Source organism: Desulfovibrio sp. 6_1_46AFAA (assembly GCF_000224635.1).
Taxonomy (GTDB): Bacteria; Desulfobacterota; Desulfovibrionia; order Desulfovibrionales; family Desulfovibrionaceae; genus Desulfovibrio; species Desulfovibrio fairfieldensis.
Map to the genome: position 1 here is coordinate 233,134 of NZ_JH114304.1, position 2,544 is coordinate 235,677.

1 protein-coding gene and 1 pseudogene are annotated in these 2,544 nt (G+C 56.9%); one reads left to right on the plus strand and one right to left on the minus strand.

Going from position 1 to position 2,544, the window contains the following annotated elements; translation table 11 throughout:
* Positions 1 to 11 precede the first annotated feature (11 nt).
* Positions 12 to 305, plus strand: a pseudogene (gene tnpA / locus HMPREF1022_RS13705) (IS200/IS605 family transposase); the annotation flags it as partial.
* Between the two features lie 292 nt (positions 306 to 597).
* Here the strand turns inward: tnpA and HMPREF1022_RS13710 are convergent.
* Positions 598 to 2,337 (minus strand): methyl-accepting chemotaxis protein, encoded by a 1,740-nt coding sequence (locus HMPREF1022_RS13710; RefSeq protein ID WP_009303554.1) that lies wholly within the window; start codon positions 2,335 to 2,337, stop codon positions 598 to 600.
* Positions 2,338 to 2,544 lie beyond the last annotated feature (207 nt).

The window sequence follows — 2,544 nt, forward strand, 5'->3', positions numbered from 1 at the left end:
GTTGAAATTATCAGGGCCATCTCATGCCGGATCATGTGCACATGCTGGTGAGTATTCCTCCAAAAATCAGTGTATCAAGTTTCATGGGGTACCTGAAAGGAAAAAGCTCATTGATGATTTTCGATAAGCATGCAAACCTGAAGTACAAATTTGGCAATAGGAAATTCTTGGCGGAAGGATATTTCGTCAGTACGGTAGGACTCAATGAGGTAACGGTCAAAAAATACATTCAGCAGCAAGAGAAGCATGATATTCTGCAAGATCGAGTAAGTACCCGAGAATACCAAAACCCCTTCCAGGGGTAAGCCAAAGCGGCAAGGGCACTGGGCTTGAACAAAGTGAAAGCCAGCGCCTTTAGACGCTGGCCGGTAACAAGCCCTTATAGGGCTGGAGCAAACCACCCGCTATGCGGGTGGTTTTGATTTTGCATGCGGCCCATCGCCCGGCCATCGCCCGGCAAGGGCCGGGCGCTCCCGCTTCATGACAAAAAGTGAGGGAACCGGGTGAAGGCCCCGGTTCCCTCGGAGAGGGACGCGTGCTGTCCAAGCGCGTCCGCCTGCGGCCGGAATGCGCTATTCCCGGCCGCAACAGTGTTAGTCAGGCTTCTTTCAATTCCTGAATCAGCGTGGTAAGCCCCTGGGCTTGGGCGGCCAGATCGGACACGGCCTTGGCGGCCTCGGCCATGGCCTCGGCGGTCTGGCGGGACATGTCGTTGACCTGGACGATGGACTGGTTGATTTCCTCGCTGGCGGCGGACTGCTCCTCGCTGGCCGTGGCGATGGCATTGACTTGGTCCGCCGTGGCTTCCACGGTGGCCACAATTTCTTCCAGGGCCGCGCCGGAGCGGCTGGCGAGTTCCGTGGCTTCGCCGATGCGCTCCACGGCGTTGTCCACGCCGGTCATGCTCTTTGCCGTGCTTTCCTGAATGGCCTTGATGGCATTGCCCACGTCATTGGTGGAAGCCATGGTCTTTTCGGCCAGTTTGCGCACCTCGTCGGCCACCACGGCAAAGCCGCGCCCGGCCTCGCCCGCGCGTGCGGCCTCAATGGCGGCGTTGAGCGCCAGGAGGTTGGTCTGGTCCGCAATGTCCGAGATCACTCCCATGATCCGGGTAATGTCCTGGGCGTGCTCATTGAGCTGGACCATGTCGTCCTTGAGCGCCAGGGACATCTGATGAACCTGGTCAATGCTCTGCACGGCCTTGCCCACCACCTGGGCTCCGGCCTCGGCCTTCTGCTTGGTTTCGGCGGAAGCGCTGGAAGCGGAGCCGGCATTCCTGGCTACTTCCTGCACTGTGGCGTTCATCTCGTTCATGGCTGTGGCCGCTTCGGAGAGCCGCGTGGCGGACTCGGCCGCGCCCCTGTCGGACTGCTCAATCTGGGCCGACAACTGGGTGGAGGCGGAGGAGACCACATTGCCCACGGCTTCCAGCTTGTCGGCGGCCACCAGCATGGCCTGGGTCTTGCTTTGGGCTTCCTTGCTCGCGGCCTCGGCCTGGGTCATGGCCTCCTGGGCCTTGGCGGATTGCTCCCTGGCGTTTTCCGACTCGCGCTTGGCATTTTCAATATTTTGTTTTAAGGCACTGACCATTTCCACAATGGCCCCGTAGACGCCCAATTTTTTGCTGCCGTCATCGATATTGTAGTCGCCGTCCACCACACGCCGGGCAATGGCGTTGAGTTCGCCGGGGTCTTTGCCCAACTGGCGGATGGTGTTGCGCACGATCAGCCAGGTCAGCATGACGGCGATACAAATTGCGGCCAAAGTCAGGACGATGCCGGTTGTCCGGCTGGCCTCGTACATGGCGTCGCCGTCACGGCTGACTTTTTCGGCGTTTTTTAAGGCGCTGACGCACAGATCGTTGAGCAGTCCGCCCAATTTATTGTAGGCGCTGCGTGATTCGCCCAGAAGGAGCGCCGTCGCCTCCTCTGTCTTGTTCTGCTGCGAGAGGTTCATCATACGGCTTGAAATCTTGCGATAGGCATCCCGTGCCGCCAGTATGCGGGTGAAGAGTTCGCGGATGTTGGGTTCATAGATACTCTTGTCCATTTTTTCCAGATCAGCGGCTATTTGGTCCCGAAGTTTCTGAATTTCCTTTTCGTTGGCTTTCATCACCCCGGCGTCGGTGGCGTATACATGGCGTACTTCTATGATGCGGGCTGCTGCTATATCGTAGTTGACCTGCGAAGCAAGATTGATAATCGGGATTTTTTTGTCGGCTAGTTCCGTGGAGGCGTCATTGACCTTGTCCATCTGCAGCAGAAGGTAGATTGTCAAAACAGCCATCAGGACAGTCAATAGGCCCATGCTCAAGCATATTTTTGTGGATAATTTCATCTCCCTCTCCTTTTGTTTTATTGAGAAATACCGGTGTGCTTTGCCGTGGCGTCTTTTTTAGCTACGCATGATAACCTCCGGGTCGTGGGGTCGGCAGAACAAGCGGAGGCAGGCCTGAAAACGACGCGAAGCCGATGTCGGAAAATTCCGGCACCGGCTTCGCAGATATAAAAAAGATCAGGAGCTCTACATTCTCTCTCTCTCTCT

Bases quoted from the DNA above. Each gene is read 5' to 3' on its own strand.
- HMPREF1022_RS13710 (WP_009303554.1), bottom strand. From the start codon at position 2,337: ATGAAATTATCCACAAAAATATGCTTGAGCATGGGCCTATTGACTGTC.